The organism is Pseudomonas sp. R15(2017) (assembly GCF_002112685.1).
In the GTDB taxonomy this organism is placed as follows: Bacteria; Pseudomonadota; Gammaproteobacteria; order Pseudomonadales; family Pseudomonadaceae; genus Aquipseudomonas; species Aquipseudomonas glycinae.
In genome coordinates this window covers 528,999-554,557 of sequence record NZ_NEII01000001.1, presented here as the reverse complement: position 1 = coordinate 554,557, position 25,559 = coordinate 528,999, and the positions used below count along the sequence as shown (strand labels likewise).

At 62.2% G+C, this 25,559-nt stretch carries 21 protein-coding genes; 6 read left to right on the top strand and 15 right to left on the bottom strand.

What is annotated here, in order from left to right; all coding sequences use genetic code 11:
• Positions 1 to 282 precede the first annotated feature (282 nt).
• A complete protein-coding gene (locus CAF77_RS02635) occupies positions 283 to 1,980 on the top strand; it encodes an anti-phage dCTP deaminase (RefSeq protein ID WP_064380140.1) in 1,698 nt (565 codons plus the stop codon).
• Positions 1,981 to 2,041: 61 nt separating this feature from the next.
• The gene (locus CAF77_RS29270) at positions 2,042 to 2,197 is read left to right on the top strand and encodes a hypothetical protein (protein ID WP_159085231.1); all 156 of its coding nucleotides are present in this window, start codon (positions 2,042 to 2,044) and stop codon (positions 2,195 to 2,197) included.
• Between the two features lie 121 nt (positions 2,198 to 2,318).
• On the opposite strand, the gene CAF77_RS02630 is transcribed toward CAF77_RS29270, so the two are convergent.
• A complete protein-coding gene (locus CAF77_RS02630; protein ID WP_064380138.1) occupies positions 2,319 to 4,097 on the bottom strand; it encodes a flavin monoamine oxidase family protein in 1,779 nt (592 codons plus the stop codon).
• A 223-nt stretch (positions 4,098 to 4,320) separates the two neighbouring features.
• Between CAF77_RS02630 and CAF77_RS02625 the strand changes: the two genes are divergently transcribed.
• Both CAF77_RS02625 and CAF77_RS02620 read left to right on the top strand, forming a co-directional pair.
• Entirely contained in the window at positions 4,321 to 5,727 is a 1,407-nt protein-coding gene (locus CAF77_RS02625; protein ID WP_064380137.1) for an adenosylmethionine--8-amino-7-oxononanoate transaminase, read from the top strand.
• A 145-nt stretch (positions 5,728 to 5,872) separates the two neighbouring features.
• Positions 5,873 to 6,592 (top strand): 16S rRNA (uracil(1498)-N(3))-methyltransferase, encoded by a 720-nt coding sequence (locus CAF77_RS02620; protein ID WP_064380135.1) that lies wholly within the window; start codon positions 5,873 to 5,875, stop codon positions 6,590 to 6,592.
• Between the two features lie 4 nt (positions 6,593 to 6,596).
• Here CAF77_RS02620 and CAF77_RS02615 read toward each other — a convergent pair whose 3' ends face one another.
• Complete coding sequence (locus CAF77_RS02615; protein WP_064380133.1) at positions 6,597 to 7,499, bottom strand: transporter substrate-binding domain-containing protein; 903 nt, start codon at positions 7,497 to 7,499, stop codon at positions 6,597 to 6,599.
• A gap of 41 nt (positions 7,500 to 7,540) precedes the next feature.
• Positions 7,541 to 8,782, bottom strand: a complete 1,242-nt coding sequence (locus CAF77_RS02610; protein WP_085653994.1) for a D-amino acid dehydrogenase — start codon at positions 8,780 to 8,782, stop codon at positions 7,541 to 7,543.
• Positions 8,783 to 8,890: 108 nt separating this feature from the next.
• On the opposite strand from CAF77_RS02610, the gene CAF77_RS02605 reads away from it, so the two are divergent.
• On the top strand, positions 8,891 to 9,847 hold the full coding sequence (locus CAF77_RS02605) for a LysR family transcriptional regulator (protein WP_085654034.1): 957 nt from the start codon (positions 8,891 to 8,893) through the stop codon (positions 9,845 to 9,847).
• Positions 9,848 to 9,898: 51 nt separating this feature from the next.
• Here CAF77_RS02605 and CAF77_RS02600 read toward each other — a convergent pair whose 3' ends face one another.
• The gene (locus CAF77_RS02600; RefSeq protein WP_085653993.1) at positions 9,899 to 10,516 is read right to left on the bottom strand and encodes a hemolysin III family protein; all 618 of its coding nucleotides are present in this window, start codon (positions 10,514 to 10,516) and stop codon (positions 9,899 to 9,901) included.
• A 142-nt stretch (positions 10,517 to 10,658) separates the two neighbouring features.
• Here CAF77_RS02600 and CAF77_RS02595 point away from each other — a divergent pair, with 142 nt between their 5' ends.
• Positions 10,659 to 11,579, top strand: coding sequence for a LysR substrate-binding domain-containing protein (locus CAF77_RS02595; RefSeq protein ID WP_064380129.1), 921 nt, complete (start codon positions 10,659 to 10,661; stop codon positions 11,577 to 11,579).
• 126 nt (positions 11,580 to 11,705) lie between these two features.
• On the opposite strand, the gene madM is transcribed toward CAF77_RS02595, so the two are convergent.
• The 11 genes from madM to CAF77_RS02540 all read right to left on the bottom strand — a co-directional run bounded on the left by madM (position 11,706) and on the right by CAF77_RS02540 (position 25,558).
• Positions 11,706 to 12,470 (bottom strand): malonate transporter subunit MadM, encoded by a 765-nt coding sequence (gene madM / locus CAF77_RS02590; protein WP_007953314.1) that lies wholly within the window; start codon positions 12,468 to 12,470, stop codon positions 11,706 to 11,708.
• A 1-nt stretch (position 12,471) separates the two neighbouring features.
• Positions 12,472 to 12,888, bottom strand: a complete 417-nt coding sequence (gene madL, locus CAF77_RS02585) for a malonate transporter subunit MadL (protein ID WP_064380127.1) — start codon at positions 12,886 to 12,888, stop codon at positions 12,472 to 12,474.
• A gap of 62 nt (positions 12,889 to 12,950) precedes the next feature.
• Complete coding sequence (mdcH, locus tag CAF77_RS02580) at positions 12,951 to 13,871, bottom strand: malonate decarboxylase subunit epsilon (protein ID WP_085653992.1); 921 nt, start codon at positions 13,869 to 13,871, stop codon at positions 12,951 to 12,953.
• Complete coding sequence (locus tag CAF77_RS02575; RefSeq protein ID WP_085653991.1) at positions 13,868 to 14,488, bottom strand: malonate decarboxylase holo-ACP synthase; 621 nt, start codon at positions 14,486 to 14,488, stop codon at positions 13,868 to 13,870. The genes mdcH and CAF77_RS02575 overlap by 4 nt, the downstream gene beginning before the upstream one ends.
• Complete coding sequence (gene mdcE, locus CAF77_RS02570; protein ID WP_085653990.1) at positions 14,482 to 15,267, bottom strand: biotin-independent malonate decarboxylase subunit gamma; 786 nt, start codon at positions 15,265 to 15,267, stop codon at positions 14,482 to 14,484. The genes CAF77_RS02575 and mdcE overlap by 7 nt, the downstream gene beginning before the upstream one ends.
• A complete protein-coding gene (locus CAF77_RS02565; protein WP_064380119.1) occupies positions 15,264 to 16,115 on the bottom strand; it encodes a biotin-independent malonate decarboxylase subunit beta in 852 nt (283 codons plus the stop codon). Before CAF77_RS02565 ends, mdcE begins: the two co-directional genes overlap by 4 nt.
• The gene (locus tag CAF77_RS02560) at positions 16,108 to 16,407 is read right to left on the bottom strand and encodes a malonate decarboxylase subunit delta (protein WP_039767948.1); all 300 of its coding nucleotides are present in this window, start codon (positions 16,405 to 16,407) and stop codon (positions 16,108 to 16,110) included. Before CAF77_RS02560 ends, CAF77_RS02565 begins: the two co-directional genes overlap by 8 nt.
• Positions 16,407 to 17,279, bottom strand: coding sequence for a triphosphoribosyl-dephospho-CoA synthase (locus tag CAF77_RS02555; protein WP_085653989.1), 873 nt, complete (start codon positions 17,277 to 17,279; stop codon positions 16,407 to 16,409). Before CAF77_RS02555 ends, CAF77_RS02560 begins: the two co-directional genes overlap by 1 nt.
• Positions 17,279 to 18,949 carry a malonate decarboxylase subunit alpha gene (gene mdcA, locus CAF77_RS02550; RefSeq protein WP_085653988.1) on the bottom strand — a complete coding sequence of 557 codons (1,671 nt, stop codon included), beginning with the start codon at positions 18,947 to 18,949 and terminating at the stop codon, positions 17,279 to 17,281. Before mdcA ends, CAF77_RS02555 begins: the two co-directional genes overlap by 1 nt.
• Positions 18,950 to 19,179: 230 nt before the next feature.
• Positions 19,180 to 19,650 carry a chemotaxis protein CheW gene (locus tag CAF77_RS02545; protein ID WP_085653987.1) on the bottom strand — a complete coding sequence of 157 codons (471 nt, stop codon included), beginning with the start codon at positions 19,648 to 19,650 and terminating at the stop codon, positions 19,180 to 19,182.
• A complete protein-coding gene (locus tag CAF77_RS02540) occupies positions 19,643 to 25,558 on the bottom strand; it encodes an Hpt domain-containing protein (protein ID WP_085653986.1) in 5,916 nt (1,971 codons plus the stop codon). The genes CAF77_RS02545 and CAF77_RS02540 overlap by 8 nt, the downstream gene beginning before the upstream one ends.
• Position 25,559: the final 1 nt, after the last annotated feature.

Genomic DNA, 25,559 nt, shown 5'->3' with positions numbered 1-25,559 from the left:
ATCACACGTCTTAGCGAGAAAAATCATACAAACCCGCCACCCTCTGAGGTAGTCGCTCGCCAGAAATATCCTCAATTCATTTAGGCACTCAAAGCGAGTTGAGTGGGATAGCAGGACTGGAGCTATGCGATGTTTTAACCATCGGAACCAAAAATTCGAAGGGGCTTTCGCATCTGGACCTACGACAGAGTGGCTACTACTCTCAGGTGAGGCAAACGTAAGTCCATCGTCCAGAAGCCGGAACAATGCCTAACGGACCGCAATTCAACACAGGGAAAAAAGATGCGTTTTGACGGCGAACTCGAAGAACTAAAACAAAAATTAAGCTCTCTCCGGCATGCTGGAGAATGGAGAGTCGTCAATCCAAACCAATATCAATTCAGAGCTAATAGTAAGGGGATCATGAATTGGTTCCCCTCAACGGGGAGTATCACATTTCAAGGAAACCCGAGATCCGCCGAACAATTAAGACTACTTGTTGAAGGATTGCTGATCAGCGGCACTGATTCGGAACACCCACACATCGAACGAACCTCGATAGAGGTAGAAGCTGCTTTCGCTGAGTTATCTACAAGCTCGACAGAGACAGGCGCATATTTTCTCGATGATTCCTACTCTGACTCTGAGTTGGTTATCGGCCTGGTTGGGACGATTGGCACCAACTTAAACGAAATTGCAAGACTCATAAACGAACGCCTGTCTAAATTCAACTACACGACAGAAAGTATAAAAATATCTACAGATATAATCTCTACATTGGGTTCCCCACTTTCAAGCACAGATGAATTTGGCAGGATCAGTTCCTTTATGGAGGAAGGAAACAATCTTAGAAAAAACAGTAAAGACAACTCAATACTTGCTCTCGGGGCTGCTGCCAGGATCAACTTCCTACGAGGAAAGCAAGAGGCCTTGCGCAGAAAAGCTTTTATTATCAACTCACTGAAAAATCCAGCCGAAGTACAAAGACTACGAAAAATATACTCGAACGGTTTTTTCTTGATTGGTGTCCACGCTGACCACACAAGACGACATGACTATCTGACAAAAGAAAAATCGATTCCAGAAGAGCAAGCCTCTAAATTAATCGACAGAGATGCAGATGAACGTGATGACTATGGGCAGCACACGAAAGACACCTATCACCTATCCGACTTCTTCATCGACTACAACGGCAACTCCGACTCATTGAAAAAACAGATATGGCGAGTTTTTGATCTGCTTTTTGGCAAACCCTACGTTACGCCTACATTCGATGAATACGCAATGTTCATGGCCTTCTCAGCCTCACTAAGATCTGCTGATCTTTCTCGGCAGGTGGGTGCGGTTCTAACAAAAGACAGGTGCATCGTCTCGACTGGAGCTAACGATGTACCAAAAGCACACGGAGGGCTGTACTGGCCTGAAGTAGACGACGTTACCCAGGAAATCGTCGACGCAAAGGATGGGCGTGACTACATGAGAGGAGAAGACTCTAACGCCACACAGAAAAAATTGATCATTGACAGCATTCTTGAAGTAATCCCAGAGGAATACAAAGAAAAACTAAAGCCCTTGATCAAGGGCAGCAAAATAAAAGACATCACCGAATATGGAAGAGTTGTTCATGCAGAAATGGAGGCACTTCTTTCAAGCTCAAGATTGGGCATTAGCACATCAGGCAGCGACTTATACTGCACAACGTTTCCCTGCCACAATTGCGCAAAGCATATCGTTGCGGCTGGAATCAAGAGAGTCGTATATGTTGAGCCATACCCGAAAAGCAAGGCACTGGATTTCCACTCAGATTCCATATCACTAAATCAGAGAAGCAACAACGTTGTATTTGCACCGTTTATCGGAGTTGGCCCACGAAGCTTTTTCAACCTATTCTCCACTAATCTCGGTAGTGGCTATCCAGTAACCAGAAAATCCGAGGATGGTCAGGCTCTTGACTGGAATGAGTCCGATGCTAAATTACGCACCCAAATGCTGCCTTGCTAGTACATTGAACGCGAAACCATAGCTGCAACCCTCCTATCAAGGTACCTAGAGGAAAGCCAAAATGACGCCCACTAAAGAAGAGTTTCTCAACCATTTAGCGGAATCTCGCCGTACTGTTGAGCAATGGCCTTCTTGGAAGCAAGAGGCACTCAAAGCATCTCCTCAGCAGCATTCTTCTTCATCAGCTCCATCTGCTCAGCACAAAGAAAAGCGCTGAACTGTCTCCTCGGCTCTTATCCGATGGAGCTTGAAGCCCAACCTAGGGCAGATTAACCAAAATGGTTGATCCATAAAAAAGCGCGGCCTGAAAGCCGCGCTTTTTCATTCACCGCAAAGCCTTACTGCGCTGTGGTCTCGGTGCTTGCCGCCGGTTTGGCCGCTGGCTTCTTCGCCGGCTCAGCCTTTTTCGCTGCAGGTTTGGCCTGGGCTTTTTTCGCCTCGGCCTTCGCCGCAGGTTTCTTCGCTGCTGGCTTGGCTGCCGCTTTTTTCGCCGGCTCGGCTTTCACCGGGGTCGCTGGCTTCGGTGCTTCCACCGGAGCTGGCGCAGGAGCCGGGGTCGGTGCAGGCGCTGGAGCGGCTGGAGCGGGTGCCGGCTCTGGCGCTTTCACTGGCTCTGGTTTCTTGTCGTCGTCCGAACCGCCGAACAGGTTGGTGAAGAAGTTGCCTTTCTTCGCCGCTACTGCCGCGCCCGCACCCGCTGCTGCGGCGGTGGCCGCTGCCGGGCCGACCTTGACCGGCTCAAACGATTTGCCCGCCGCCAGGTCTTCAACCTGACTGGCCGCGCGCTGGCCGGTGCGCAGTGCGCCTTCCAGGGTGCCCGGGTACAAGGTGTCGGTGTGTTCGCCGGCAAACGCTACGCGCTGCAGCGGACGCTCCCACAGGCGCCAGAATTTGCTGATCTGGCCAGGGCCGAAGGCGAGGTAGGAACCGCCGGTCGACGGGTCGGTGCTGTAGCGACGGATTTCATAACCGGTGAATGCGCCACGGGCCTGTGGATAAAACGCGTGCAGACGGATCAGCACCTGATCGACCATCTGCTTGTCGCCGAAGGCCTGCATGACGCGAGCGTTGTCGCCGGACAGGTTGATCACCACATTGGCGCCACCCTTCAGGGCCGGCTCGATCCACAACATGCCAAGGCCGGTGTTGCTGTAGATCTCGCCGGACATCCGCGCCTTGCTTTCCCACACCGGCGTCTTGAACTTCAGCATGATCTGGTCACGCCAGCCGTAGTTGGTGCCCTTGATCGCAGCCAAGTGCTGGGCGTCCAGCGCCGGGGTCAGCTGGATCTTGTTGAGGGCGCGCAACGGCACCGCCAGCACTACATAATCGGCCTGGTAGCCGACGCTGCCGACCTTGACGGTTACGCCGTCCTTGTCCTGAGTGATGGCAGATACTGGCGAGTTGGTCTTGATGGTTTTCAGCTGCTTGACGAAGGCCTGGGCCAGCACCGGGCTGCCACCGACCAGACGCGAAGCGCGCAGGTCACGGTCGGACACGCCGCGGTACACCCGGCTCTGCTGCGCAAAGTACAGCAGCGACAGGCGCGAAGGCTCGTCGTAGTGGGTGCGGATATCCTGGTTGATCAACTGACGCGCGGTGGCCGGCAGGTTCTGCTTGTCGAGCCAGCTCGAGACGTTGATCTGGTCGAGGGCGTGCAGAGTGTTGGTCGCCGCCGGGTTTTGCGGATCGTCGATCGAACGCGCCAGATCGTCACGGGTTTTCTCGTAGCGCTTCAACGCTTCGGCCGTGGCAGGTTGTTTGGTGGTCAGGTCGGCGGCGGAGAAATACTCGCCATCGATCAGGTAACCCGGGGTCCGAACGAATTCAGGCGCCGGCGTGGTGCTCAGCTTGAACGTCGAAACGTACTTGTTCAGCACCGGTTGAGTCTTGTCGTTGCCGATCCACTCGCTGGTGGCCATGCCCGAACGACCGCCCAGGCTCGGTTTGGCTTCGAGCAGCGTGACCTGCCAGCCCTTGTTCTGCAGTTCGTAAGCCGCCGTCAGGCCCGACAGGCCGCCGCCGATCACGATTGCGGTTTTATCCTTGGCCAGCGCCGTAACGCTGAACAGCCCCAACACCACCAGCGCACAGGCGCGCAGCCAACCGACAGACATTCAGCGAACTCCGGAAATACACGTAGGAAAAAGCAGTTTTGCGGGTCAGACGACCCAAAGAACCGCGAAGAATACGTCAGCCATCAAAACGCCGCCAGCGACGTCTATCGGCCCATACAAAGTAGCTCAATCGACACAATGGGTTGTTCCGGCGCGACGCATTGCATAGGCTTGCGCGATTGTTTGCCCGCGCCTGACGCGAGCCGCCTCGAGGAGACTGAACATGGGCCTGAACAACCAGTGGATGCAACGCGATCTCGCGGTGCTGTGGCATCCCTGCACCCAGATGAAAGACCACGAACAGCTGCCGCTGATCCCGATCAAGCGCGGTGAAGGCGTCTGGCTGGAAGACTTCGAAGGCAAGCGTTATCTGGACGCGGTCAGCTCCTGGTGGGTCAACGTGTTCGGCCACGCCAACCCGCGCATCAACCAGCGCATCAAGGATCAGGTCGATCAGCTGGAACACGTGATTCTGGCCGGTTTCAGCCATCAGCCGGTAATCGAGTTGTCCGAGCGACTGGTGAAGATGACGCCGGAAGGTCTGAACCGAGTGTTCTACGCCGATAACGGCTCGTCCTGCATCGAAGTCGCGCTGAAAATGAGCTTTCACTACTGGCTCAACCGCGGCCAGCCGAACAAGAAACGCTTCGTCACCCTGACCAACAGCTACCACGGCGAAACCATGGCGGCGATGGCGGTCGGTGACGTGCCGTTGTTCACCGAAACCTACAAAGCCTTGCTGATGGACACCATCAAGGTGCCGAGCCCGGATTGCTACCTGCGCCCGCAGGGCATGAGCTGGGAAGAACACTCGCGCAATATGTTCGCGGCGATGGAGCAGACGCTGGCCGAGAATCACGACAGCGTCGCTGCGGTGATCGTCGAGCCGCTGATCCAGGGCGCGGGCGGCATGCGCATGTACCACCCGGCGTACCTCAAGCTGTTGCGCGAAGCTTGCGACCGTTACGGCGTGCACCTGATCCACGACGAAATCGCCGTCGGCTTCGGCCGCACCGGGACCATGTTCGCCTGCGAACAGGCCGGCATCCGCCCGGACTTCCTGTGTCTGTCGAAAGCCCTGACCGGTGGCTATCTGCCGTTGGCCGCGTGCCTGACCACCGACGAGGTGTACAGCGCGTTCTACGACGACTACCCGACCCTGCGCGCCTTCCTGCATTCCCACAGCTACACCGGCAACCCGCTGGCGTGTGCGGCGGCGTTGGCGACCCTGGATATTTTCGAACAGGACAACGTGATCGAGAACAACCGGGCGCTGGCGCAGCGCATGGCTTCGGCGACGGCGCACCTGGTGGATCATCCGAATGTTTCGGAAGTCCGTCAGACCGGCATGGTGCTGGCGATCGAGATGGTCAAGGACAAAGCCACGAAAGAGGCTTATCCGTGGCAGGAACGTCGCGGTCTGAAGGTGTTCCAGCATGCGCTGGAGCGTGGCGCGTTGCTGCGCCCGCTGGGCAGCGTGGTGTATTTCCTGCCGCCGTACGTGATCACCCCGGAGCAGATCGACTTTCTTGCCGAAGTCGCCAGCGAAGGCATCGACATCGCCACCCGCGACAGCGTCAGCGTGGCAGTGCCGAAGGATTTCCATCCCGGGTTTCGTGATCCGGGCTGATCCAAACACTTAAGTTGACGGCTCGTTCCCATGCTCTGCGTGGGAACGCCTCACAGGACGCTCTGCGTCCGCTCTTGGGACGCAGAGCGTCCCGGGCTGCATTCCCACGCGGAGCGTGGGAACGATCTAATCAGAGAGACCCGAAATGAGACTGTCCCGCTTCTTTATCGACGCCCCGCTGAGCACCGGCGAACACGAACTGCCGGAAGCCCAGGCGCATTACATCAGCCGCGTGCTGCGCATGGCCGAGGGCGATGCGGTGCAGTTGTTCGACGGTTCCGGCCACGAGTTTCGCGGATCGCTGGTGGAGGTCGGCAAGAAACGCGTGGTGGTGCAGATCGACGAGCAGTTCGCCGGTCAGGTCGAATCGCCGCTGCAGATCCACCTCGGCCAGGGCCTGTCCCGGGGCGAGCGGATGGACTGGGCGATCCAGAAAGCCACCGAACTGGGCGTGACCGAAATCACCCCGATCTTCAGCGAGCGCTGCGAAGTCCGCCTCAAGGACGAACGCGCCGACAAACGCCTGCTGCACTGGCGTCAGGTGGCGATCAGCGCTTGCGAGCAATGCGGTCGTTCGCGAGTACCGGTGATTCATCCACCACTGTTGCTGGCTGACTGGCTGAAACAGACGCAAGCCGAACTGAAACTGGTGCTGCACCCGGTGGCCGAGCCGCTGGTCAGCCATGCCAAACCATCGACCCTGGCGTTCCTGATCGGCCCCGAAGGCGGCCTGTCCGACACCGAAGTCGAGCAAGCCAAGGCCAACGGTTTCCACGCCGCCCGCCTCGGCCCGCGCGTGCTGCGCACCGAGACCGCGCCGGTTGTGGCACTGGCGGTGGCGCAGCAACTGTGGGGTGACTTCTAACCCGTCACTGCACCGGATCACTGGTTGGTCTGGCGATGATTGCCTTGAGTTCGCTGGTCATCGGGAACTCAAGGTTCAGGCCCTTCGGCGGGATCGGCTGTTCGAACCACTTGCGGTAGATCCCGTTGATCTCCCCAGAGCTGTACAGGTCGGCCAGCACACCGTTGACCAGCGCGAGGAATTGCGGATCATCCTTGCGCACCATGCAGCTGTAGATTTCCCGCGACTGCTCCTCCCCCACCACGACCCAATTGTGCGGATCGCGCGCCTTGGCCCGCTCGCCGTAAAGTAGCGCATCGTCCATGTAGAACGCCGCCGCACGTCCCGATTGCAGCATCTGGAACGCCTCGCCGTGATCCTTGGCACTGATCACGAACATGTTCAGTTTGTGGTCGAGGTTGTAGCTCTTCAGATAGCGCTCGTTGGTGGTGCCGGCGGTGGTCACCACGTTCTTGCCGCGAAGGTCATCGAAGCTGTGGATGCCGCTGTCCCTGGCGGTCAGCAACTGCCCTTTGACGTAGATGAAACCGTAGGAGAACGCGACCTGCTTCTGCCGCTCGGCGGTCACCCCGGTGGAGCCGCATTCAAGGTCGACCGTGCCGTTCTGTACCAGGGGAATCCGCGTCTGCGAGGTCACCAGGTTGTACTTCACCTTCAGCTCCGGCAGCGCCAGTTGCTGCCTGATGCGCTCGACGATCTTGCCCGCAAGCTCCACCGAATACCCCATCGGCTGCCCGGTGTGATCGCCCACATACGAGAACGGCACCGACGCATCGCGATAACCCAGGGTGATGCTGTTGGTGCTGGCAATCTTGCCGAGCGTACCGGTCAGCGGCACTTCATTGGCCTGCGCCTGAGCGCCGAAAACCAGCGCCAGAGTGCAGCCGAGCAACGTGATTTTTTGCATTGTTATTCTCCGTTGTGGGTGGGGTGTTTTAGCAGAAACTGTCACGCCGCACGGGGATTGAACCCGTGCAGATCAATGGATGTGCGCTGCTCGCCAATCAGCTCGCTGAGCAACTGCCCGCTGCCGCAGGCCAGGGTGAAACCCAGCGCGCCGTGGCCGAGGTTGAGCCATAGATTGCGATACGCGGTGGCGCCCAGCAGCGGAACGCCGGTGGGGGTGGCCGGGCGCATGCCGGCCCACTCCACGGCCGCATCGTAGTTGCCAGCGTCGGGAAAGGTGTCGCGGGCCTGACGCGTGATCAGCGCCAGTCGCTCGGGGTCCACCGCCGGGTCGAAACCGACGATGTCGACCATCGCCGCCACGCGCAGTTGTTCGCCGATACGCGCGTAGACGATCTTGCGGTCGTAGTCGGTGATGCTCACGTCCGGCGCCCGGTGCTCGTTGCCGATCGGCACGGTCAGGCTGTAGCCCTTCAGCGGATACAGCGGCAGGCGCAGGCCGGGCAGCGCGAGTAACGGGCTGCGATGGCCGGCGGCGATCACCAGTTGTTCGACCGGCAGGGTTTCGTCGCCAAGTTCAATGGCCGTTACCGCGCCGTGGCTGTGGCGAATGCCCGTGACTGCCTGACCGAGGCGAAACTCGCAGCGACCCGACGCCTTCAAGCGCGCCGCCAACTGCTGGCAGAAGCCATGACAGTCGCCGACTTCTTCATCCGGCGTGTAGATCGCGCCCACAAACGGCGCATCGGTCAGTGCCGGTTCCAGTTGCGCACATTCGGCGGCGGACAACACCTGCTGTTGCTGCGGATCGGCGAGCCCCTTGCGCGCATGCTCAAAGCTGGCGGCATGGCGGAAGCTCACCAGTTTGCCGTTGCGCCGCCAGTTGAAGCCGGCGAGTCCGTCGTCCTCGCGCCAGCGTTTCAGCGTGCTCTGGCTGAACAGCGCCAGACGCAACAGATGCGCGGCGTTTTCACGGTTGACCGAAGTGCGGCACGCAGCGAGAAACGAGGCCATCCAGCGCCACTGTGCCGGGTCCAGGCGCGGGCGCAACTTGAGCGGTGAATCGCCGCGCAGCATCCAGCCGATCGCCTGCAACGGTACGCCGGCATCGGCCAGCGGCGCGACGTAGCGATAGGACAACTGGCCGCCGTTGGCAAAACTGGTTTCGCTGCCCAGCGACTGCCGCGCCTCGACCACCGTCACCTCGAAACCGTCGCGCACCAGCGCCCAGGCCGTCGCCAACCCGATCACGCCGCCGCCGATGATGCACACACGCTGAGCCATGTCCGTCCTTAATGCTGTTTGAAGACGAGGCCGAGGTTAGGGTGAGGTGACAGGCGCCGAACAATGAATAAAGATGCCAAACCTATAAACAAAGGTTATGGGATCGTCATGCGCCTTCGTCATATCGAGATTTTCCAGGCCATCCGCCAGACCGGCTCGGTCAGCGCTGCTGCGCAGTTGCTGCACGTCTCACAACCGGCGGTGACGAAAGTGCTGCAGCACGCCGAACAGCAGTTGGGCTTTCCATTGTTTCTGCGGGTGCGCGGAAAGTTGCAGGCGACCCCGGAAGCGCTGGAGCTGGAGCGCGAAGTCGACAAGGTCACCGAAAGCCTGCAAGGCGTGCGGCGTCTGGCCCAGAGCCTGCGCCGCGAACCCGGCCACAGCCTGCGGATCGGCGCGACCCCGGCGCTGGCGCTGTCGTTGCTGCCGCCGGCGATCCGGCAGTGGACGGCGCAGTTCCCGGACATCGCCTGCGAACTGTCGAGCGCCCACAGCCGCGAGCTGATGCAGAACCTGCTGATGCGCGAAGTGGACGTGGCCCTGACGTTGCAGTTGCCGGACCATCCGGGGCTGAAGGCCCAGGCATTGGCCTCGGGGGTTCTGGTGGCATTGGCGCCGAGAGGTTACTGGCCGGAGGAAGACTCCGGTCAGCCGTTGCCGCTGATGGCGTTGGCGGGAGCGCCGCTGATCGGGCTGTCCAGCGCCGATCCACTGGCCGCGCGCCTCGACAGTTATCTCGAAGCGGTCGAACCGCCGCCGCGTGTGCGGATCGCCGTGCAGACTTACTCACTGGCGCGGGCGATGGTGGAATCCGGCGCCGGCGTGGCGGTGATCGATCCGTTCACGGCACTCGGTGCCTCGCCGACCAACACCGTAATCCGCCCACTCGCCCCGCCGCTGCCGATCACACTTTACGCGGTGACCCGCGCCACCGAACCGCCGCCGCATACCCTCGACGATCTGTTGCAGATATTCGCCAGTCGCGCACAGATACAACTGCAAACCCTGGTCCCTGTGGGAGCTGGCTTGCCAGCGATTGCGGTGGCCCCATCAACACCTGAGTGACTGACACTCCGTCATCGCGGGCAAGCCCGCTCCCACAGGATTTGGGCTGTTCTAAAGGACGTAAAACAGAATCGCCACAAAGTGCAGCAGGCTCCCGGCGATCACAAACAGATGCCAGATCCCGTGGGCATGCCGCAACCGATGGTCGAGGGCGAAGAAGATGATCCCCACGGTGTACAGCACGCCACCCGACGCCAGCCAGGCAAACCCCGCCGTCCCCAGCGCCGCGATCAGCGGTCTGACCGCCACCAGCACGATCCAGCCCATCACCGCGTAGATCACGATCGACAGGATCCGCGCCTCCGAGCGCGGCTTGATCTCCTGCAGGATGCCGATCAGCGCCAACCCCCAGACAATCCCGAACAACGTCCAGCCCCACGGCCCGCGCAGCGTCACCAGGCAGAACGGCGTGTAACTGCCGGCGATCAGCAAGTAGATCGAAAAGTGATCGACCTTCTTCATGATCGCTTTCTTGCGCCCGCGCACGCTGTGGTACACGGTGGACGCGCTGTAGAGCACCAGCAAGGTGAAGGCGTAAATCGCCACGCTGACGATCTTCCACGGGCTGCCGTCGAGGCTGGCAATCACCAGCATCCAGACGCCCCCGACAAACGCCGCTACCGCCCCGACCAGATGCGTCCAGGCGTTCAGTTTTTCTCCGTGATACATGTGTCGCACACCTCGATTTCATTTACCGCAGCGCGCAAGGCTCGGGCCTTGAGCGTAAAAGCGCAATGTTTCCGTTCAACACGGGCAGGCACCTGTCCTGATATTTGGGCACAATCGAGCGATACCAAGAAGAGTCCGCGCCATGCTGATCGACGAAGAATTGACCCTGAAGAAACTCGAGGTGTTCCTCGCCTTCATGCGTACCGGCAACCTCGCCCGCGCCGCCGCCGAGCTGCAGACCAGCAACGTCAGCGTGCACCGCGCGATCCATTCGCTGGAAAGCGCCCTGCGCTGTCCGCTGTTCAAGCACGAAGGGCGCAACCTGACACCGCTGGAAAGCGCCTACGTGCTCGAAGAGCGGGCGCAGAAGCTGATTCAGGACGTGGTCGAAAGCGTACGCCTGACCCGCGAAGCCGCCGGGTTCTCGGCTGAACGCTTCAAGCTCGGCTCGTTGTATTCGCTGACGGTGAAAACCGTGCCGCAGCTGATCATGGGCCTGAAGATCCGCCGCAGCGAACTCAATATCGACCTGATCCTCGGCTCGAACATCGACCTGCTCTACAAGCTGAAAAACATGGAAGTCGACGCGATCCTGGTGTCGCTGGACGACACCGTCAACGACCCGGACTGCGAGCAGATTCCGCTGTTTTCCGACGACATCTTCCTCGCCACCCCGGCCGATTCGCGCTTCGCCCAACGCAGCGAAGTGGACCTGGCGGAGGTGCGCGACGAAACCTTCATCACCCTCACCCAAGGCTTCGCCACCCATCAGGACGGTATTCGAGTGTTCAGGCAGGCGGGGTTCGAGCCGAAGGTGGCGATGCAGGTCAACGACATCTTCACCTTGCTGAGCATGGTCAGTTCCGGGGTCGGTTATGCCTTGCTGCCGGGGAGGATCGCGGCGGTGTACGAGAACCGGGTGAAGCTGATTCCGTTGCAGGAGAAGTACCGGTTGCAGCAGCACATCGGGGTGGTGTTTTTGAAGGCCAAGGAGCGGGATCCGAATTTGCTGGCGTTGCTGGCGGAGTGTCGGATGTATGCGAATCGCCAAGGCTCACAATGATCGCGGCTGATGATCGTTCCCACGCTCCGCGTGGGAATGTCTCAATGGACGCTCTGCGTCCGCTTTTGGGACGCGGAGCGTCCCGGGCTGCATTCCCACGCAGAGCGTGGGAACGATCTTCAGAACCTAGCCAACGATTCCGCGAACAATGAAGAACAGCAGCGAAGGCCCAAGCAGGCAGCCAAGCCCAGTGTGGAAGGTCGCCGTCAACGCCCCATAAGGCACCAACCGCCGATCCGTCGCCGCCAGCCCCGCCGTCACGCCACTCACCGTCCCGGCCAGCCCGCCAAACACCATCGCCGAACGCGGGTTATCCAGGCCCATCCAGCGCGCCGCCACCGGCGTGCCAACCATCACCAGAATCGCCTTGATCAACCCGGTGGCAATCGACAGCGCCATCACATCCGACGTCGCGCCAATCGCTGCACCAGTCACTGGCCCGACGATGTAAGTCACCGCACCGGCGCCGATGGTGGTCATGCTCACCGCATCGCGATAACCGAACGCGTAAGCCATGCACGCACCGACAATGAACGGCAGGATTGTGCCCAGCAACAGCGCGATCACGCCGATCATCCCGGCCTTCTTCGCCTCGGTCGCCTGCACTTCAAACGCTGTGGCAACGATGGCGAAATCCCGCAGCATCGCGCCACCCATCAGGCCGATGCCGGAGAACAGCGTCAGGTCCGCCAGGCCTTTCTGCCCGCCGGTCATGGTGCCGCCGACCCAGGCCAGCACCAGGCCGATGACGATGGCAATCGCCGAGCCGTGAATCCGTCCGAAGGTCAGGCGTTTGGAGAGAATCACCGAAACCCACATGATCACGCCGACGAAGGCGAACGCGGTGATCAGACCGTTGTGTTCCAGACCTTTTTCAATGAGATCCCACATATCAGCGACCTCCTACCGGTGTGCCGACCGGGGAGATTTCCGCCGGTTCGTCGGGCAACGGTTCGCCCTTGTGGGTACGGCTGATCAGGGCAATCGTGCAGCCACAGACCAGCACCGAACCGATCGCCGCCAGCACCGCCACCGGGCCGCCGTGCAGGGCGGTGACGACGTTCTGTTGTGCGGCCATCGCCACCACCACGGGAATGTACATGGCGCCCCAGAAGCCGACGCCCATCTCGCAATCCTTGGTCATGCCGCCGCGTTTCTGCATCCACAACCGCGCGCAGATCAACAGGATCATGGCGATGCCGACCCCGCCGACGTTGGATTTGACGCCCAGAAGAACACCGAGCATGTCACCCATGATCACCCCTGCCAGCGTACAGATCGCCAGCAGCGCCACACCGTAAATAATCATTGTTGTAGTCCTCAAAGTGCATCGTCGAATTGTTTTTGTTGTTCGAAGCCTGAGTCGGTGATTTAGGGTCGTCGGCCCTCCTCTTCACGCAACAGCGCCTGCAAGGTGTCGAGCCGGGCACTGTCGAAGGCAGTGACAGTCCCCTGTTCGAACACCCGGCGCGCCAGCCCGGTCAGCACCGCACCGGGCGGCAGTTCGATCTGTAGACGTACGCCGCGCTCATAGGCGCTTTGCACGGTGCCGCGCCAATCCACCACGCGGCACATGTTGAAGGCGAGGTCGTCGCGCAGCGCTTCTACCTGGATCACAGGCCTTGCGCGACTGCCACTCAGGTAAGCGATTTTCGGTGATTTCAGTTCAACCCTGGTGAACGCTTCGGCGAGGGTTTGCGCAGGCTCATCCAGCAACGGGCAGTGCGACGGCACGCTGACCGCCAGACGTTTCGCCAACCCGGCACCACGACTGCGCGCCAGCTCGGCGACCGCTTGCATCGCCTTGTCGCTGCCGGCAATCACCACCTGGTTATCGGCGTTGATGTTGGCCAGGTACACCGGTGTTTCTGCGCTGTGCACCTGCGCCAGCAGCGTTTCGACTGTGGACAATTGCAGGCCGATGATCGCGGTCATGCCGAAGCCCTGTGGATAAGCCTGCTGCATCAACTCGCCGCGCAGGCTGACCAGATGCAACGCATCACTGAAGCTCAACGCTCCGGCGACCACCGCTGCCGGGTAGGCACCGATGGACAGACCGGCGACGTAATCTGCGGTGAGGCCGTCCTGCAACAATCGCCGCGAGGCTGCGACCCCTGCGATCAACAGACAGAGCTGAACCGCCCGCGTGCTGCGCAACGCTTCGCTGGAATCCAACTGCAAGACATCTTCACCGAGGCTGTCGCTGGCCTCGATCAGCGTTTGCCGAGGCAAACACTGGAGCATGCCGGGCTGCTGCGCGCCCTGGCCGGGAAACACCAGCAGACTGCTCACGCTGCCTGCTCCTGCGGGTTCCACGGATCAGACACCAGACAGGCTTCATGGGCGTTTTTCAGCAGCACCCGCGAAGCATTTCCGGCCCATTCGCGCAGGGCGACAGCACCGAACGGCGTCTGCAATTGCAGGTCGACCCGGCAGATTGCCTGATCGAAAACCGCGACCAACTTGCGCGCCTGATTACGGGTTATGAGTTGCGGTGTACGCAGAATCAAGTCGAGATCGCTGCGCTCGTGCATTGCCGTAAATCCACTGGCCAGCTCAAACCCGACGCTGCCACTGACACCCCAGGTCCAACCGCAATCGTCGAGCACCGGCCGCAATTGCCGCAGCGCCTGCATGACCGGCAGATCACGCGCGCTCTCGACCTGACAAAGCGCTTCCGGGCTGACCCGACAGGCAATCGAATCCACAGACATAAACGCCGCCAGCCGCTGCTCGCGCAACCGACCGCGCACGCCCACCGCCACGCATCCGTCTTCACTCAACGCCCGCCGCACCACCACCGGTTGCCCGGCAGCCAGCGAATCAATCGCCCACTGCGGCGCATCCGCCGGCAGTTGCTCAGGCGTCATGCCCCACAGCAAGTCGTGGGCGAGAACGCTGTTCACCACTGCGCCCTCAGCAGCTCACGTACGCGGCTGGAGGCTTCGCGGTTTTTCGCGCCGAGACGATTGCTCAAATCAGTCGCCGCAATATCGCCGATGGCTTGCTTCAGGCATTCGCCGACCCGCGCCAGATCCTCCGCTGTCGGCTGTTCGATCTGCTGCACCGACAGGGTTTCCCAGAGCAACCCAAGGCTGGCGTAGCTGTCGATGTCATAGGCCATCGGCGGCACGCTGGACGCCAGGGCTTCCAGTTCTTCAACGCTGCGCAAGGTCACCCGCGCCGCCGACGCCTTGCCCATCGCATGCACCATCACCCCCGGATCACGCAGAGCGATCAAGCGGTTGGCCTGGTAGCCGTGAGCCAGAAACGCCCCGGACATGGCCTTGCCCACCAGCAGCGCAATCACCGGATGCCCGGCCAGCCGCGCGCGGGCATAAGCATCTGCCGCACCGGCCAGGGCCTGATGAATGCCGAGGGCTTCTTCGCGGCGACCGTAGGCCTGACTCGGCACATCGACGATGGCGATCAAGGGACGCTTTTGCGCTTTGTCACGGTCGGCGGTGATCGCGTCATCCACAGCCTTGGCCAGACCCCAGCCTTCGAGCAAACCGACTTCGCCGTTGCGAGCGCGAGGGAAACGGTTGTGCGGATCGGCGACCACCGCGATAAAACGCCCGAGTGCCCCGTCAGCGACCTTCAGCGATGGCGGCAAACCTTCAACCGCATTCGCGCCAGCGCTCAAGGCGTTGAACCAGTTCAAACCGCGCACGGAATACCCGCTCATGAGCGCTCTCCTTGATACAGATCGCGAACCACTGAAGGCTCGATTTGCTTGTCAGTGTCCAGGCTCGTCAGGCGTTGCAGGAACCACTCGGCTCGTTGACTGCGCGGTTGCGCTGGCAGGCCTTGTTGCAGCAACTCGCCGACCTGCTGGCGAATCTGCGCCACGTCATCGGCGACATAACGGTCCACCAGACCACTGGCAAACCGTTGCTCGCCACCGGTCAGGCTCCAGATGAAGGGCCGGTCGCGGGAGTCGTATTCCTCGATCCCGGCTTCCTGTTCGATTACCTGCGGGCCGTTCAGACCGAGGCGCGCTTCCTGGGTCACCAGCAAATAGCTGCACAGCGCAGCGGCAATCGACATCCCGCCAAAACAACCGACGCTGCCGGCCACCACGCCAACCACCGGTTGGTACTGCTGCAAGTCGACAATCGCCGCGTGGATGTCGGCAATCGCCGCCAGGCCGAGGTTGGCTTCCTGCAAGCGCACGCCGCCGGTTTCCAGCAGCAGGATGGCGCGGGTCGGGATGCCTTTGCGGTTATCTTCGGCGGCCAGTTCCAGCGCGCCGGCGATTTTTGCGCCGCCGACTTCACCGAGGCTGCCGCCCTGAAACGCGCCTTCGATGGCAGCGATCACCACCGGTAAACCGTCGAGGCTGCCCTTGGCGATCACCACGCCGTCATCGGCCTGCGGCACCACGCCCTGACGTTCAAGCCACGGCGACATGACGCGTTGAAACGGGTCGAGCAGTTCGCGAAAGGTGCCAGCGTCGAGCAAGGCTTTTGCCCGCTGCCGTGCGCCGAGTTCGACGAACGAATGTTTGTGCAGAAGCGCTGAGGTGTCAGTCATGGCCGATCTCCTCGAAGCCTTGTTCCAGGCGCAGACGCACCACGCCCGGGGTCGCGCCGAAGTCGTGGATATCGATGGCCATCGCCGGTGGTGTGGTGCCGTCGAACATCCGCGCAAACAAATGCTGCCAGCGCTGCTCGGCACCGTTGACCGAGGTCTGCACATTGATCGTCAGCTTGCCGGCCAGGCCCGGTTCGATCAGCACTTCCAGATCGCCCGAACCGACACAGCCGACCAGCGCCCGACCGCGTGGCGGCTGCCCGGCGGGGAATTCAAAGGATAAGGTTTCCATCAAAACGCTCCCTGAAGGATGCCGGCGCGCTCGATTCGATCAAGCAGCAGAGTGGCGGCGAGCAAGTCGGCGGCGCCACCGGGCGAGGCATTCAATGCGATGAGTTGTTGATCCAGTTCGTGCAGGCGACGGCGACCGGTGAGGCTGGCGCTGCCGCCGGCGTCGAGCACTGCCTGGGCGCCGTGCTGCATGGCGTGCAGGCCCTGTTCGCCGGCGCGGTACAGGACGCAGGTGTCGGCGAGGTCGGTCATGATTGCGAGCAACGTATCGAGCCGGGCGTTCTGTTCGCCATGGCCGGCGGCGCGGCTGCGCTTGAGTTGCGGCAGACCACGTTGCACCACCGACGGGAAGCCGAGTTGCGCTTCTTCCCGGGCACCGCGAGCGCCGTAGCGTTGGGCGACTTGCGCGCCATGACTCAGCGGGCGCGGCGCATAACGGTCATCGAGCAATGCCAGACGTGCGGCGCGCAGAGTAACGGCGCCAGCGCTGGTGGACTTGGTATCCAGCGCAGCCGCCGTGACCAGCAGGCCCAGCGCCCAGATCGCCCCGCGATGGGTGTTCACGCCGTGGGTGGTGGCGAGCATCGCTTGCTCGCCTTCCCGGCCGATGCGGCCGATGGCTTCGCGCAGCGGCAAGCAGATTTCGCCGAACTCAAGCGCGGCTTCGGCCATTTCCTTGAACGCCGGCCACAGCGCCAGCGCCGAGGCGTGCATCAATCCCAAATGCAGATCGGTGTGCGCACCGTTGCCGCGCCGGTCGACCAGCGCCGGTTTCGGCGACAGATCGGCCTCGTCGATCAGCGCGTCCACGGCCAGATCCGCCAGCCGTTCCGCGAGGGTGATGGTTTTCGGTTGCAGGTTGAGTGCGTGCATTACCAGCTCCTGAACTTGGCGGGCGGGTTGTAGAGGCCGCCGGACCACTCGACCAGATCGGCCACGCTCTTCGCCGCGAGCAATTCGCGGGTGGCGTCGGTGCGACGGATGCCGAGGTCTTCGGGCAAGGCGATCAGGCCTTCACGGCGCATGCGTTCGGTGTCTTTCGGGTTGTGCCGCAGTCCGATGGCGGTGACGCCGGCCACCGCAGCGATCATCGCCTGACGCTCTTCCAGCGAGCGCGCCTTGTACAGGTAGGCGATGCCTTCTTCGGTGAGCAGGTGAGTGACGTCGTCGCCGTAGATCATGATCGGCGCCAGCGGCATGCCGCTTTTCTTCGCCACCTCCACCGCGTCGAGGGTTTCGACGAAGGTCGGTTTGCCGCCCTCCTGGAAGGTCTCGACCATCTGCACCACGAGTTTCTTGCCGCGTTCGAGCATCGGTTGCTGCGAGTCGTCATGACGCATGTCGAGCCAGGCTGGAGTGCCGTGGCGCCGACCGCGTGGGTCGTGCCCCATGTTCGGTGCGCCGCCGAAACCGGCGAGGCGACCTCGGGTGACGGTGGAGGAATGACCATCGCCATCGACTTGCAGGGTCGCGCCGATGAACAGGTCCACCGCGTATTGCCCGGCCAGTTGGCAGAACATCCGGTTGGAACGCAGCGAGCCGTCACGGCCGGTGAAGAACACGTCGGGACGGGCGGCGATGTAGTTTTCCATGCCCAGTTCGGTGCCGAAGCAATGCACACTTTCGACCCAGCCACTCTCGATAGCCGGGATCAGCGTCGGGTGCGGGTTGAGCGTCCAGTTCCGGCAGATCTTGCCCTTGAGGCCGAGGGATTCGCCGTAGGTCGGCAGGATCAGCTCGATGGCGGCGGTGTTGAAACCGATGCCGTGGTTAAGCGACTGCACGTTGTGTTTTTCGTAGATTCCGCGGATCGCCATCATCGCCATCAACACGTGCACTGGCTTGATGTGGCGAGGGTCACGAGTGAACAGCGGCTCGATGTAGAACGGTTTGTCCGCCACCACCACGAAATCGACCCACGACGCGGGGATGTCCACACGGGGCAGCTCGCTGACATCGTCCACCAGTTGATTGACCTGGACGATGACGATGCCGTCGCTGAACGCTGCGGGTTCGATCAGCGCCGGAGTGTCTTCGGTGCTTGGGCCGGTGTAGATGTTGCCGGCGCGGTCGGCCATGAACCCGGCCGAGAGCACGACGTTGGGGATCAGATCCACCACCAGCCGGGCGTAGAGTTCGATGTAGGTGTGGATCGCGCCGATTTCCAGCAGACCGTCTTCGAGCAACTGGCTGATGCGCAGGCTCTGGGTGCCGGCGAAGGAGAAATCGAGCTTGCGGGCGATGCCGCGTTCGAACAGGTCCAGATGCTCGGAACGGCCGACGCTGGGCATGATCATGTGCAGGTCGTGGAGCTTTTCCGGATCGGCCATGGCCAGAGAGCGCGAAAGGAAATCCGCCTGCTTCTGGTTGTTGCCCTCCAGCACCACACGGTCGCCGGGCAGGATCAGCGCCTCAAGCGCCGCGACGATCCTGTCGGTGGGCAACACCGCACCGTCGGCCAGCCCGCGCACCTTGTCGAGGCGCCGCTGCTTCTCGTCACGCCGCCGCGTCCAGCGCGAATCGGGGGATATTGTTGTTGTCATGCTCACTCCACGGGGTTCGCTGTCGTGGAGCTACCTTAGGAGTGTGATGGAGGGGCATCAATCAAGCGCGGTGGCGAACCGTTACGCTCAGCGTAACGAATGCTGGCCTCATCGCTGGCAAGCCAGCTCCCACAGTGATTGTGGTGATCGAAGTTTTTGTGAACGACCTAGAACTTTGTGGGAGCTGGCTTGCCAGCGATGAGGCCAGTGAGATCGCCGCAGACCCTGGTTCAGTGAACCAGTCCGGCATCCACCAACAATTTCTCCAATGCCAACAAATCCGGCACCTTCGCCACCTGCTCCCCCACCTGCACCGCCGCCTGCTCCAGCGTACACAGCGGCACATCGACATAACTCAACTGGCTGTCGAGCTTGTACGAGCGCGGAATCCCCTGCACCAGCAGCGCAATGAACTTCAATTCCGGCCGCCCGCCGAGGGCATTGAGGATGACGATCCGTGCCCGCTCGCCGATGACGATCTTGTTGCCGCACGCCGACTCGAAACTCAGCAGCGGAATCCGCCGCTCGCGCCAGGTCACCCGACCGAGATACCACGGCGGTGTGTCGAGATCGAAGGCGCTGGACTGGTAGTCGATCAGCTCGGCGACGGCGACGTTGGGCAGGATCAGGTTGCGATCCGCCAGCGGCAGCAGCAGCCCGGTGAGTTGGCTGGTGCGCTGGTTGTGCCGGCGTTCATGCATGTTTTTTGCTCCACAGGGCGATGCTTTCGAGCAGCACCGATTCCTGGTACGGCTTGCCGAGGTAGTCGTTGACGCCGATGGCCATCGCGCGGTCGCGGTGTTTCTGCCCGGTGCGCGAGGTGATCATGATGATCGGCAGATGTTGCAGGCGCTCGTCCTGGCGCACCTGAGTCGCCACTTCGAAGCCGTCCATGCGCGGCATTTCGATGTCTAGCAGCATCAGGTCCGGCATGTGTTCTTCCAGCAGCAACATCGCATCGACCCCGTCCTTGGCGGTCAGCACGTTCATGCCGTGGCGTTCGAGCAGACGGCTGGTAACCTTGCGCACCGTCACCGAGTCGTCGACCACCATCACCAGCAACGGCTTGTGCGGTTCGCTCTCGATTTCATGGCCGGCCGGACGCTGCGGCAACCGCGCCTGCATCGCGCGGATCGGCGCCAGCAGGTCGAGAATCAGCACCACCCGACCATCGCCGAGAATCGTCGCCCCGGACACGCTCTGCACCGATGCGAACTGCGGGCCGAGGCTCTTGACCACGATCTCGCGGGTGCCGGCCATCGTGTCGACCTGCACGGCGATGTGCCGGTCGCCGCACTGTACCAGCAACACCGGCACCGGCAGGCTCTGGCCGGACAGTTTCGGCCGTGGTGCGGTTTTCAGCAGCTCGCCCAGGTAGCACAGTTCATAACGCTGGCCGCCGTACTGATAACTCGGCGGATCGAGACGGAAATGCCCTTCCAGTTCATTCGGCAGCACGCGGACGATACCGTCGATGGTGTTCAGCGGAATCGCATACTGATCCTCACCGCACTGCACCATCAACGCACGGTTGACCGACACGGTGAACGGCAGGCGAATGCGGAAGTGCACGCCCTGCCCCGGCACCGAGTCGATGCTCATGGTGCCGCCCAGTTGCCGGACTTCTTCGTGCACCACGTCCATGCCCACGCCGCGCCCGGAAATCTGGGTGATTTTCTCGGCGGTGGAAAAGCCTGGCTGGAGAATGAACTGCAACACCTCGCGGTCGCTGATCTCGGCGTCCGGCGCCAGCAAGCCGCGCTTGATCGCCTTGCGCCGAACGGCATCCAGCGGCACACCGGCGCCATCGTCGCGGATGTCGAACACGATGTCGCCGCCCTCGCGGGACAGGTCGAGGCTGATCTGCCCTTGCGCCGGTTTGCCCGCCGCCAACCGGACTTCGGCCGACTCCAGACCATGGTCGACGGCATTACGCAGCATGTGCTCCAGCGGTGCTGCCATGCGTTCGAGGACGTTGCGATCCATCTCGCCTTCGGCGTTGCCGACGCTGAACGCCACGTCCTTGCCCAGCTCCTCGGCGACCTGGCGGACGATGCGCTTCAGACGCGGCAACATGCGCTCGAACGGCACCATGCGCGTGCGCATCAGGCCTTCCTGCAACTCGGTGTTGATCCGCCCCTGCTGCTGCAACAGGTTCTCGGCGTCGTGGGTGCTCCGGTCGAGGGTTTCCTTCAAGTCCAGCAAGTCGGAGGCGGACTCGAACAGCGCTCGTGACAGTTGCTGCAACTGGGAATGACGGTCCATTTCCAGCGGGTCGAAATCTTCGTAGCCGAGGCGCTCGGCATCCACTTGCTGACGGCTGAGGATCCGCCCCTGGGTTTCGGTGTCGAGCCGGCGCAACTGGTCGCGCATGCGTTCGATGGTGGTTTCCATCTCGTGCAGGGCGGTCTGCGCATCGCTGACCTGCTGCTCGATGCGCCCACGGAAAATCGAGGTTTCGCCGGCAAGGTTGACCAGTTCATCCAGCAACTCGGCGGAGACCTTGACCATGTCCGCCCCGGCCTCGGGCGCCGGGGCGGCAGGCTCGGCCTTGACCGCAACCGGGGGCACGGGCGCCGGGGTCTGCACAACCAGCGGATGGCTGAAATTCTGGATCGCGCTGATCAGCCGATCCGCCGGAGGACATGGCTGGCCGGCGCGCACCGCGTCGAGCATCTGCGCCAAGCGGTCCTGGCCGCGCTGCAACAGCGCGAACAGTTCGGCGCTGCCCTGCAGGGTGCCGGCGGACAGGCTTTCGTAAAGGTTTTCCAGCTCGTGGGCGAGGTCGCCGATCGGGCCGATTTCCACCATCCGCGCGCCGCCCTTGAGGGTGTGCAGGTCACGCAGCAGGGTTTCCACTTCCTGGCGATTGCCGGGTTCGGCCTGCCAGCGCAGCAACGCGGCGCCGGAGTTTTCGATAATGTCGAAACCTTCCTCGAGGAAGATCTCCAGCAGCTCCGGATCGTGTCCGGGGCCGTCCTGTGTGACGCGGGCTGACGACGTTTCGGGACTGGCGCTCGGGTCCTGACGAAAGCGGCGGATCGCCTCGATCAGGTCCTGCGCCGGGTCCAGCGGCTGGTGCCGGTGCAACTGTTCGAGGAATTGCGCCAGACGCTCGTGGCTCTGGCGCAGCAGTCGGTCGAGGGCTTCGCTGTGGCTGTAACGCCGATCCACCAGCCCTCGGTAAAGGCCTTCCAGCTCATGGGCCAGATCGCCGACCGCCGCCACCTCAGCCATCCGCGCGCCACCCTTGAGCGTGTGCAAATCCCGTTGCAGCGACGACAGCGGTGCGCCGTTTTCCGGATCCTTCAACCAGCGCTGCAAGGCTTGCCCGGCGCTGTCGAGAATGTCCACCGCTTCTTCGAGGAAGATCTCGACGATCTCGTCGTCCGGCCCGCTGTCGAGGCTGTTTTGTTGCAGTTCTGCGGTGGCGCTGCCCAGTTCGCGGATGCTCGGGGTGCGGCTGCCGTCGCTACGGATCAAGCCCATGGCCGACGGATCGAGGCTCTCGTCGAGCAGTTCGTGCAAGGCGCGGATGCGCTGCGGTTGCGGGGTGATTTCCTGGCCGGCGGCCAGTTCGTCGAGCATGTTGATCAGCGCTTCGTGGGCCTGCTGCGCCTCATGGAAAAACCGCTCGCTGACCGCCAGGCTGCTTTCTTCGACCGCGCCGTAAAGATCGAGCAAGGCTTCACACAGCACATCCACCGGCAGCAGATCCGCCAGGTGCGCGCCCTCGCCCAGGGTGGTCAGTTCATCCAGCAGCGCGCTGAGTTCCTGACGTTCGCCGGGGTGCTGCTGCCAGCGCTGCAAAAGGTTTTCGGCGTCGAGCAGGATGTCCATGCCCTGGGCCAGGAAATTGTTGATCAGTTGCGGATCGCGCTTGACCCGCACCGCACTGCTCGGGGCATTGAGGATCGATTCCAGACGCTCGTCGAGCAGGGTTTCGGTGCGTTTGATCAGTGACTGCGCACCGACAATCGGCGCCAGTGGATCGTGTTTGAGCTGACGCAGACCGACACGGAACAGGCCCTCGGCTTCGAGCAGCAGTTCCACTTCGTCGAGGTCCAGCGCCAGTTGATGGGCCTTGAATTCCCGGGCCAGTTTATCCAGCGGCGCCGCCAGTTCGGCAATCGGTGACACCCCCGCCATCGAGGCGCTGCCCTTGAGGGTGTGCAGGGCTCGCTGCAACTCGTCGCTGGCCTGCAACGGCACATGCTCGGCAGCCTGATCGAGAAAACGATTGAGGCTGGCGAGGTGGGTTTCGGCTTCGTTGCGGAAGATCTCCAGCAACAGCGGATCGAGGGCCGCGACGTCTTCCACGTCTTCGGCAGGCAGCGGTGTGTCGCCCTTGGCCAGCGCATGGGCGCGGGCCGCCAGTTGATCGACATCGTGGCGCTGACGCTGGCCATTGGTGGCGAATTCGGCGATCAGGTCCGGCAACAGCAGCAGCGTGTCGGCGAGTAACTGGCTCACCGCCGGGCCGGGTTCGACACTGTTTTCCAGCACGCGGTTCAGCAGGTTTTCCACCGCCCAGGCCAGCTCGCCGAGGACCAGCGCGCGCACCATCCGGCCGCTGCCCTTCAGCGTATGGAAACCGCGGCGCAGTTCACTGAGGGCGGCGCGGTCATCAGGCTCGGCAGACCAGCGCGGCAGGTATTCGCTCAGCACCTCGAGCACTTCACCGGTCTCTTCGAGGAACACTTCGCGCAGCTCGTCGTCCACCGGTTCCTCATCGGCCGGTGGCGGCAGCAGGCTGCCCGGCGTGGTCTGCGCCGGCGGATTGACCGCCGAGACCGGGCTGGCCAGCACTTCGGCCAAAGTTTGCACAATCTGCGGGTCATCCAGCTCCTGCAAATCCTGCATCACCAGCGCTTCGCTGGGGCTGAGCACATCATCGAGCACCGGCACCTGCGGCTCGCCGGGCTGTTCGTCAGGGAAGAAGCCGAGACTGGCGAGGCTTTTCTGCGCGATATCCAGCAAGTGCTCGCTCGGTGCCTGCGGATCGTCGGTCAAGCGCTCGAGGTAGTACTCGAGGCTGGTGATGGCATCGGCGAGGCTGTCGAGTTGCTGCCAGCCCGGCTCGTGAGGGTCGAGCAACAGATGCTCGCGGATAAATCCATTGCAGGCTTCGAGCAGGCTGGCCGCCCGCGCCAGCGGAATCATCGCCAGCGCGCCGCGCACCTGAGTCAGCAGCGCCGGCAGGCTTTGCAGTTGCTGGCGATCCCAGTCGGCGTCAATGTAGTCGACGATCATGTCCTTGGCCTGTTGCAGGCAGATGCGCGCTTCCTTGATCACGATCTGATGAATCTGCGTCAGGTCGGTGGTCGGCAGGCGCGAGTCTTCCGGGCTCTCCGGCTCGACGGTGCCGACCATCCCGGCCAGGGTCGCTTCGACGTAGAGCAAGGCGCCGGCGACGTCCATCAGCGTGGCGTCGTTCGGTTCGCGCTGGCCTTGCGCGAGGCTGAGCACCACCGCCAGTTGATCGATGATCACCTTGCGCGGCTGGCCGAAACCGAGCACCGCCAGGGTGTCGGCGATCTGCCGCAGCGGCGCCAGCAGGCTGTCCAGATCCGAGGTGTGCTGGCGGTCGCTGCGCACGAACAGGTCGAGGCGCTCCTTGACCCGCACCAGCTCTTCGCACAGCGCTGCGAGCACCGAGCGCATGGCATCGCGGTCGGGGCCGGCCAGGCGGGCGCGTTCTTCGTCGACCATCGCGCTGTCGGGCAGCGCGTCGTCCAGGGAGTAGCGATCTTTCATGGTCAGCATCTGCCCGGTGGGATGTTCGGCTTTGGCGATATAAAACAGCAGGCTTTTCAGCAGTTCAGGCGGTGGCGGCTGGTTGAGGCCGGGCATGCCCTGTTCGAGCAGGCGCTTGAGTTCCTTGTCGGCGTCCTTGAACAGACTGCGCAGCGCCGGGCTGTTGGCGATCCGCCCTTCGCGCATGCCTTCGACCAGCGCCGAGGCGACCTGCCACAACGGGCTCAGCGGCGAGTTACCGCTGATTGCTTCAAGCCGGGTAAAGACTTTGGCCAGATAAGCGAGATGCGTCTGGTCATCCTGCTCGCGGAGCAGTCCGACCAGCGCCATTTGCAGCATCTGGCGCAATTTGCGCAGCACATTCGGCAGTTCTGCCGGTTCAAGCAGGGCCAGCGCTTGCGGACTCAGGGGTGACAGCTCGGGCAGTTGCGGGCTGAACAGGCTGGTTTCCGACAACCGGCTTTCGCCCCGGGCACTGCGCAAGTCGTTGATCAGCGGCAGCACCACCAGCGGCAGGTCACGGCGGGCGCCCTGCACGCGGTCGAGGTAGATCGGCAATTGGCCCAGCGCCTGCAGCAACAAGTGCAGCGCTTCGTCACGATGGCTGACGCGGTCGTTCTGCAACGCTTCGACCAGGTGTTCCATCTCTTCGGCCAGCAGCGCCGCGCCGTAGAACTCGACCATCTGCAGGCTGCCGTGCACCTGATGGATGCAGGCCAGGCACTCGCCCAGTCCCGGCACCGACTGCGGATCGTCGAGCACGGCTTCGATGGCCTGATGCGCCTGCCTCAGCGTCTCGGCTATTTCACCCTTGACCCATTCGAGGGCCACGTAGTCGTGCCGGTCACCCATA

Excerpts from the sequence above, each read along its gene's own strand:
- CAF77_RS02625 (WP_064380137.1), top strand. The coding sequence starts at position 4,321 with ATGGGCCTGAACAACCAGTGGATGCAACGCGATCTCGCGGTGCTGTGG.
- CAF77_RS02555 (WP_085653989.1), bottom strand. The coding sequence starts at position 17,279 with ATGCACGCACTCAACCTGCAACCGAAAACCATCACCCTCGCGGAACGG.
- CAF77_RS02565 (WP_064380119.1), bottom strand. The coding sequence starts at position 16,115 with ATGACTGACACCTCAGCGCTTCTGCACAAACATTCGTTCGTCGAACTC.
- CAF77_RS02600 (WP_085653993.1), bottom strand. The coding sequence starts at position 10,516 with ATGTATCACGGAGAAAAACTGAACGCCTGGACGCATCTGGTCGGGGCG.
- CAF77_RS02595 (WP_064380129.1), top strand. The coding sequence starts at position 10,659 with ATGCTGATCGACGAAGAATTGACCCTGAAGAAACTCGAGGTGTTCCTC.
- madL (WP_064380127.1), bottom strand. The coding sequence starts at position 12,888 with ATGATTATTTACGGTGTGGCGCTGCTGGCGATCTGTACGCTGGCAGGG.
- mdcE (WP_085653990.1), bottom strand. The coding sequence starts at position 15,267 with ATGAGCGGGTATTCCGTGCGCGGTTTGAACTGGTTCAACGCCTTGAGC.
- CAF77_RS02615 (WP_064380133.1), bottom strand. The coding sequence starts at position 7,499 with ATGCAAAAAATCACGTTGCTCGGCTGCACTCTGGCGCTGGTTTTCGGC.
- CAF77_RS02605 (WP_085654034.1), top strand. The coding sequence starts at position 8,891 with ATGCGCCTTCGTCATATCGAGATTTTCCAGGCCATCCGCCAGACCGGC.
- madM (WP_007953314.1), bottom strand. The coding sequence starts at position 12,470 with ATGTGGGATCTCATTGAAAAAGGTCTGGAACACAACGGTCTGATCACC.
- CAF77_RS02630 (WP_064380138.1), bottom strand. The coding sequence starts at position 4,097 with ATGTCTGTCGGTTGGCTGCGCGCCTGTGCGCTGGTGGTGTTGGGGCTG.
- mdcA (WP_085653988.1), bottom strand. The coding sequence starts at position 18,949 with ATGACAACAACAATATCCCCCGATTCGCGCTGGACGCGGCGGCGTGAC.
- CAF77_RS02545 (WP_085653987.1), bottom strand. The coding sequence starts at position 19,650 with ATGCATGAACGCCGGCACAACCAGCGCACCAGCCAACTCACCGGGCTG.
- CAF77_RS02560 (WP_039767948.1), bottom strand. The coding sequence starts at position 16,407 with ATGGAAACCTTATCCTTTGAATTCCCCGCCGGGCAGCCGCCACGCGGT.
- CAF77_RS02620 (WP_064380135.1), top strand. The coding sequence starts at position 5,873 with ATGAGACTGTCCCGCTTCTTTATCGACGCCCCGCTGAGCACCGGCGAA.
- CAF77_RS02540 (WP_085653986.1), bottom strand. The coding sequence starts at position 25,558 with ATGGGTGACCGGCACGACTACGTGGCCCTCGAATGGGTCAAGGGTGAA.
- CAF77_RS29270 (WP_159085231.1), top strand. The coding sequence starts at position 2,042 with ATGACGCCCACTAAAGAAGAGTTTCTCAACCATTTAGCGGAATCTCGC.
- CAF77_RS02610 (WP_085653994.1), bottom strand. The coding sequence starts at position 8,782 with ATGGCTCAGCGTGTGTGCATCATCGGCGGCGGCGTGATCGGGTTGGCG.
- CAF77_RS02635 (WP_064380140.1), top strand. The coding sequence starts at position 283 with ATGCGTTTTGACGGCGAACTCGAAGAACTAAAACAAAAATTAAGCTCT.